At 61.5% G+C, this 218-nt stretch carries 1 rRNA gene; it reads left to right on the plus strand.

Features of this window, described 5'->3' with window-relative positions:
• Positions 1 to 218, plus strand: a 23S ribosomal RNA gene (locus tag C471_RS17860); the annotation flags it as partial.

A 218-nucleotide genomic window follows, 5' to 3' on the forward strand; every position in this document is an offset into this window, starting at 1 on the left:
GAGACCCCCAAGGGGAAGCGAAGACCCTATAGAGCTTTACTGCAGGCTGTCGCTGAGACGTGGTCGCCGATGTGCAGCATAGGTAGGAGCCGTTACACAGGTACCCGCGCCAGCGGGCCACCGAGGCAACATTGAAATACTACCCGTCGGTGACTGCGACTCTCACTCCGGGAGGAGTACACCGGTAGCCGGGCAGTTTGACTGGGGCGGTACGCGCT

Source organism: Halorubrum saccharovorum DSM 1137 (assembly GCF_000337915.1).
In the GTDB taxonomy this organism is placed as follows: Archaea; Halobacteriota; Halobacteria; order Halobacteriales; family Haloferacaceae; genus Halorubrum; species Halorubrum saccharovorum.